We start from the raw sequence: 6342 nt of genomic DNA, 5'->3' as shown, positions 1-6342 counted from the left end.
TTCACGCTCCAGTTTCAGCTCGGCGTTCTCGGCTCGCAATCGTGCTAACTCGCTGTCCTCTCTGGTGATTGCGCGACGGTCAGGAGAGCTCAATGGCTGGCCGTTGCGGGAAGCATTGACCCAGTTGTCCAACGTCTTCACAGACATCTCCAGCTGGCGAGCAGCTTCCGTCCTGCCAAGCGTTTCAGCCAGCGCAACGGCCTGAATTTTGAACTCATCGGTGTAATTGCGGCGAGTGGTTGGGTACATGACAACCTCCAAGATAGCGATGTAAGTATCGCTTCTTGGCGTCCGTTGTCACGGGGCAGGCCCATGGTTACTTTTTGCCGCGTTTGGCAAAAAGTGACTCGCCGTAAGGGCGAAAAGGTGAGTCAGCGTCGCCATCGCCAATGGACTTTGCGCGCGATAAAAACCGGTGCTACCCCGCTTTTTGCTTTTGCTTTTGCTTTTCTTTTGCTTTCAGGCGTAGGCTTCAACAACAAGGTCAACATTCATTTTCAAAGGTGGCGCTTAATCACCTTTCCGCCCTTACGGCGGGTCACTTTTTGTCAAACGCGACAAAAAGTAACCCGTACATGGCTCCCATCATCCGGCCCCTACGCTACGCTCCGGGGTCCCCTCGCTACGGGCATGCTCCCGGGAGGACGCGCTGCAGGCCCCATCCATGGGGCCTCAGCGCTTGACGGGCATCCATGCCCGTCACCTCCCTCCGCATGCCCTTCGCTCGGCCTCCTGAAGTCGCATTCGGCGGCGCCTGAACTATCGCGCGCTTAGAAGAAAAAGCAAAAAGCAAAAAGCAAAAAGCAAAAAGCAAAAAGCAAAAAGCAAAAAGCAAAAAGCAAAAAGCAAAAGTAACAGTAAAAGTAAAAACCAAGCTGAGACGTGGCAGGACAGGAAATAAAAAACCCGCACTGTCGCCAGCGCGGGTTTTCGGTCAAACCAGAACGATCAACGCTCCAGCAGAATCCGCAGCATGCGGCGCAGCGGTTCGGCCGCACCCCACAGCAGCTGGTCACCGACGGTGAACGCACCGAGGTACTGCGACCCCATGTTCAGCTTGCGCAAGCGACCAACCGGAATGTTCAGGGTCCCGGTCACCTTGGTCGGGGTCAGCTCCTGCATGCTGATTTCACGCTGGTTCGGCACCAGCTTCACCCATGGGTTGTGCTGGCTGATCATGCCTTCGATGTCGGCGAGCGGCACGTCCTTGTTCAGCTTGATGGTCAGCGCCTGGCTGTGGCAACGCATGGCGCCGATGCGCACGCAGATGCCGTCGACCGGAATCGGGCTCTTGAAGCGGCCGAGAATCTTGTTGGTCTCGGCCTGGGCCTTCCACTCTTCGCGGCTCTGGCCGTTCGGCAGTTCCTTGTCGATCCACGGGATCAGGCTGCCGGCCAGCGGCACACCGAAGTTCTCGGTCGGGAACGCTTCGCTGCGCATGGTTTCGGCAACCTTGCGGTCGATGTCGAGGATGGCACTGGCCGGGTTGGCCAGGTCATCGGCCACGGCAGCGTGGGTTGCGCCCATCTGCTTGATCAGCTCACGCATGTTCTGCGCGCCGGCACCGGACGCCGCCTGGTAGGTCATGGCGCTCATCCACTCGACCAGGCCGGCTTCGAACAGGCCACCCAGGCCCATCAGCATCAGGCTGACGGTGCAGTTGCCGCCGATGTAGTTCTTGGTACCAGCGTCCAGTTGCTGGTCGATGACCTTGCGGTTGACCGGGTCGAGGATGATTACCGCGTCATCCTGCATGCGCAGGGACGAAGCGGCATCGATCCAGTAACCCTGCCAGCCGGCTTCACGCAGCTTGGGGAAGACCTCGTTGGTGTAGTCGCCGCCCTGACAGGTCAGGATCACGTCGAGGGTCTTGAGTTCTTCGATCGAATAAGCGTCCTTGAGTGGAGCAGTATCCTTGCCCACGTTCGGGCCTTGGCCACCGACGTTGGAGGTGGTGAAGAACACCGGCTCGATAAGGTCGAAGTCCTGCTCCTCCAGCATCCGCTGCATGAGCACGGAACCGACCATACCGCGCCAACCGATCAGACCTACACGTTTCATCGCAACTACACCTTTGCTAAAAGTGGGCCGCCACCGGGAATTTTGGATGGCGGGCCAGAGAGATTACAGATTCCGCAGCGCTGCGACTACTGCGTCGCCCATTTCCTGCGTACCCACCTTGCGGCAGCCTTCCGAGAAGATGTCGCCGGTGCGCAGGCCCTGGTCCAGGACCACGCTCACGGCCTTCTCGATCGCTTCGGCGGCAACCGCCTGGTTGAAGCTGTAGCGCAGCATCATCGACACCGACAGGATGGTCGCCAACGGGTTGGCGATACCCAGGCCGGCGATGTCCGGCGCCGAGCCGTGGCACGGCTCGTACATGCCCTTGTTGTCGGCATCCAGCGACGCCGAAGGCAGCATGCCGATGGAACCGGTCAGCATGGAAGCTTCATCCGACAGAATGTCACCGAACATGTTGTCGGTCACCATCACGTCGAACTGCTTGGGCGCCCGCACCAGCTGCATGGCAGCGTTGTCGACGTACATGTGGCTCAGCTCGACATCCGGGTAGTCCTTGGCCACGTCCTCGACCACTTCACGCCACAGCTGGCTGGACGCCAGGACGTTGGCCTTGTCCACCGAGCACAGCTTCTTGCCGCGCACGCGGGCCATGTCGAAGCCGACCCGGGCAATGCGACGCACTTCGCTTTCGCTGTACGGCAGGGTGTCGTAGGCCTGGCGTTCGCCGCCCTCCAGCTCGCGCTGGCCACGCGGTGCACCGAAGTAGATACCACCGGTCAGTTCACGGACGATGAGGATATCGAGGCCCGAGACGATCTCCGGCTTGAGCGACGAGGCATCGGCCAGTTGCGGATAGAGGATGGCCGGGCGCAGGTTGGCGAACAGCCCCAGTTGCGAACGGATCTTCAGCAAGCCGCGCTCCGGGCGGATGTCACGCTCGATCTTGTCCCACTTCGGCCCGCCCACGGCGCCCAGCAGCACGGCATCGGCCTTGCGCGCACGTTCCAGGGTCTCGTCGGCCAGCGGCACGCCGTGCTTGTCGATGGCGGCGCCACCGATCAGGTCGTGGGCCAGGCTGAAACCGAGCTGGAACTTGTCGTTGGCCAGTTCCAGTACCTTGACCGCCTCGGCCATGATTTCCGGGCCGATACCGTCACCTGGGAGAATCAGAATCTGCTTGCTCATGCTTTCCTCTATCCATTCACGCGGTGCGGCCAAGCGGGCCACACCGAAAAGTTCTTAACGCTCGGCCCACAACACCAGCACATCCGTGCTGAACGAACCATCGGCCTCGATCTGGTAATACTGCCGTACTTCCTCGCCCATGGCTTGCTGCAACTGGCGGATGGCCACACGCATCGGCTCGGGGGTGCGCATGCGCTCGACCCAGCTGGCGAACTCCAGGCGCAGCGGCTGGCGGGTGTGGCTGCGCACGTGCAGCCCGGCCTCGCTGACCTGGCGCTGCCATTCGGCGGCGGAGTAGTCACGTACGTGGCTGGTATCGCGCAGCACTTCCACCGTTTGCAGGTAGGTGTCGAGCAACGGGCTTCCCGGCGACATGACGTCGATGAAGGCTGCCACGCCGCCCGGCTTGAGCACCCGGCGCACTTCGCGCAGGGCCAGCCCCAGGTCGCTCCAGTGGTGCGCCGAATAGCGGCTGAAGACGAAGTCGAACGAGGCATCGGCGAACGGCAGGCGTTCGGCGGCACCGCGCTCGGTGGTGATATTGGCCAGGCCGCGCTCGGCAGCGGCACTGGCGACCACGTCGAGCATGGCTTGCGAGAGGTCGTAGGCGACCACCTCGGCCACCAGCGGGGCGACCTGGAAACTGACATGGCCGGCACCGCAGCCCAGGTCCAGCACGCGGGCATGGCCCTGCCCCGCCAGCGCGGCCTGCAGCAGGGCGAATTCGCTGCCCTGGGCGTGCACGGTGCTGCTGAGGTAGGCACTGGCCTGTTCGCCGAACTGGCGTTGGACCACATCGGTGTGGGTGGTGCTGGTCATGTCTCGATCCTTTTGGTTTCTTGCCGCCTGTACCGGCCCTTTCGCGGGCATGCCCGCTCCCACAGGTACAGCGCTGCTCTCTGTGGGAGCGGGCATGCCCGCGAAGAGGCCGGTACTGCCACCTACAAACAATCAGGCATCACGGAACAGCCAAGGCTGCGCTGCGCGATGCTTGCTTTCGAAAGCCTTGATCGCGTCGCTGTCCTGCAAGGTCAGGCCGATATCGTCCAGGCCGTTGAGCAGGCAGTGCTTGCGGAATGCGTCGATCTCGAAGTGCAGCACCTTGCCATCCGGGCGGGTGACGGCCTGCGCCTGCAGGTCGATGACCAGCTGGTAGCCCGGGTTGGCTTCGACCTGCTTGAACAACTCGTCGACTTCCTGATCACTGAGAATGATCGGCAGCAGGCCGTTCTTGAAGCTGTTATTGAAGAAGATGTCGGCAAAGCTCGGCGCGATCACGCTGCGGAAACCGTACTCGTCCAGCGCCCACGGCGCGTGCTCACGGCTGGAGCCGCAACCGAAGTTCTCCCGCGCCAACAGCACGCTGGCGCCCTGGTAACGTTCGTGGTTGAGCACGAATTCCTTGTTCAACGGGCGCTTGCTGTTGTCCTGGTAGGGCTGGCCCACGTCCAGGTAACGCCACTCGTCGAACAGGTTGGGGCCAAAGCCGGTGCGTTTGATCGACTTCAGGAACTGCTTGGGGATGATCTGGTCGGTGTCGACGTTGGCGCGGTCCAACGGGGCGACGAGGCCAGTGTGCTGGGTAAAGGCTTTCATGCTGCGCTCCCTTGGATCAACTCGCGGACATCGATGAAGTGGCCGGTCACCGCGGCGGCGGCGGCCATCGCCGGGCTGACCAGGTGGGTACGGCCACCGGCGCCCTGACGGCCTTCGAAGTTGCGGTTGGAGGTGGACGCGCAGTGCTCGCCGCTCTCCAGGCGGTCCGGGTTCATCGCCAGGCACATCGAGCAGCCTGGTTCACGCCATTCGAAACCGGCTTCGAGGAAGATCTTGTCCAGGCCTTCGCGTTCGGCCTGGGCCTTGACCAGGCCCGAGCCCGGCACCACCAGTGCCTGCTTGACGTTGGCCGCGACCTTGCGGCCCTTGGCGATTGCGGCTGCGGCGCGCAGGTCTTCGATGCGCGAGTTGGTGCAAGAGCCGATGAACACGCGGTCGAGCTTGATGTCGGTGATCGCCTGGTTGGCGGCCAGGCCCATGTACTTGAGGGCACGCTCGATCGAACCACGCTTGATCAGGTCCGGCTCGGCAGCCGGGTCCGGTACGCGCTGGTCGACGGCCAGGACCATCTCCGGCGAAGTGCCCCAGCTGACCTGCGGCTTGATTTGCCCAGCGTCGAGCTCGACCACGGTGTCGAACACCGCGTCAGCGTCGGAAACCAGGCCTTTCCAGGCTGCGACCGCCTGCTTCCACTGTTCGCCTTTGGGCGCGTACGGGCGGCCTTCGACATAGGCGACGGTGGTGTCGTCCACCGCCACCAGGCCGACGCGGGCACCGGCTTCGATGGACATGTTGCAGATGGTCATGCGGCCTTCCATCGACAATTCGCGAATGGCGCTGCCGGCGAACTCCATGGCGTGGCCGTTACCACCGGCGGTGCCGATCTTGCCGATCACCGCGAGGACGATGTCCTTGGCAGTAACGCCGGCAGACAACTGGCCTTCCACGCGCACCAGCATGTTCTTCATCTTCTTGGCGACCAGGCACTGGGTCGCGAGCACGTGCTCGACCTCGGAGGTACCGATGCCGTGGGCCAGGGCACCGAAGGCGCCGTGGGTGGAGGTGTGCGAGTCGCCGCAGACCACGGTCATGCCCGGCAAGGTGGCCCCCTGCTCCGGGCTGATGACGTGGACGATGCCCTGGCGCTCGTCGTTCATCTTGAATTCGACGATGCCGTACTCGTCACAGTTTTCGTCGAGGGTCTGCACCTGCAGGCGCGACACCTGGTCGACGATGGCTTCGATACCGCCCTTGCGCTCCGGCGTGGTCGGCACGTTGTGGTCCGGCGTTGCAATGTTGGCGTCGATGCGCCACGGCTTGCGGTTGGCCAGGCGCAGGCCTTCGAAGGCCTGGGGCGACGTCACTTCGTGGATGATGTGGCGGTCGATGTAGATCAAGGACGAGCCGTCATCACGGCGCTTGACCTCATGGGCTTCCCAGAGTTTGTCGTAGAGCGTTTTGCCAGCCATCAGACTGTTCCTCATCAGCGTCTTTCTATGCCAAAGACCCCTTGGCTTGTGCGGTCGATGCTAGGGCGTTAGATTGAATAACTCAAATTCATAATTTTTATGCTTTGGA

6 protein-coding genes are annotated in these 6342 nt (G+C 62.3%); all 6 read right to left on the bottom strand.

From position 1 onward, the window contains the following. The coding region (locus QSV36_RS03000; RefSeq protein WP_289129682.1) for a transposase at window positions 1-249 on the bottom strand (249 nt) is incomplete at its 3' end. A gap of 699 nt (window positions 250-948) precedes the next feature. Continuing rightward, window positions 949-2061, bottom strand: a complete 1113-nt coding sequence (gene asd / locus QSV36_RS02995) for an aspartate-semialdehyde dehydrogenase (RefSeq protein WP_023660790.1) — start codon at window positions 2059-2061, stop codon at window positions 949-951. A gap of 63 nt (window positions 2062-2124) precedes the next feature. Further along, window positions 2125-3207 (bottom strand): 3-isopropylmalate dehydrogenase, encoded by a 1083-nt coding sequence (gene leuB / locus QSV36_RS02990; RefSeq protein ID WP_289129680.1) that lies wholly within the window; start codon window positions 3205-3207, stop codon window positions 2125-2127. Between the two features lie 54 nt (window positions 3208-3261). After that, a complete protein-coding gene (locus QSV36_RS02985; RefSeq protein WP_289129677.1) occupies window positions 3262-4026 on the bottom strand; it encodes a class I SAM-dependent methyltransferase in 765 nt (254 codons plus the stop codon). A gap of 132 nt (window positions 4027-4158) precedes the next feature. Then, window positions 4159-4803 (bottom strand): 3-isopropylmalate dehydratase small subunit, encoded by a 645-nt coding sequence (gene leuD / locus QSV36_RS02980; RefSeq protein ID WP_289129674.1) that lies wholly within the window; start codon window positions 4801-4803, stop codon window positions 4159-4161. Beyond that, window positions 4800-6233 carry a 3-isopropylmalate dehydratase large subunit gene (gene leuC / locus QSV36_RS02975; RefSeq protein ID WP_289129672.1) on the bottom strand — a complete coding sequence of 478 codons (1434 nt, stop codon included), beginning with the start codon at window positions 6231-6233 and terminating at the stop codon, window positions 4800-4802. Before leuC ends, leuD begins: the two co-directional genes overlap by 4 nt. Between the last annotated feature and the right edge of the window lie 109 nt (window positions 6234-6342).

This window comes from Pseudomonas sp. BCRC 81390 (assembly GCF_030341915.1).
In the GTDB taxonomy this organism is placed as follows: domain Bacteria; phylum Pseudomonadota; class Gammaproteobacteria; order Pseudomonadales; family Pseudomonadaceae; genus Aquipseudomonas.
Note: the sequence above shows the minus strand (reverse complement) of the source record. Positions and strands in the feature narration are given on the sequence as shown.

Bases quoted from the DNA above. Each gene is read 5' to 3' on its own strand.
- asd (WP_023660790.1), bottom strand. From the start codon at position 2,061: ATGAAACGTGTAGGTCTGATCGGTTGGCGCGGTATGGTCGGTTCCGTG.
- leuB (WP_289129680.1), bottom strand. From the start codon at position 3,207: ATGAGCAAGCAGATTCTGATTCTCCCAGGTGACGGTATCGGCCCGGAA.
- QSV36_RS02985 (WP_289129677.1), bottom strand. From the start codon at position 4,026: ATGACCAGCACCACCCACACCGATGTGGTCCAACGCCAGTTCGGCGAA.
- leuD (WP_289129674.1), bottom strand. From the start codon at position 4,803: ATGAAAGCCTTTACCCAGCACACTGGCCTCGTCGCCCCGTTGGACCGC.
- leuC (WP_289129672.1), bottom strand. From the start codon at position 6,233: ATGGCTGGCAAAACGCTCTACGACAAACTCTGGGAAGCCCATGAGGTC.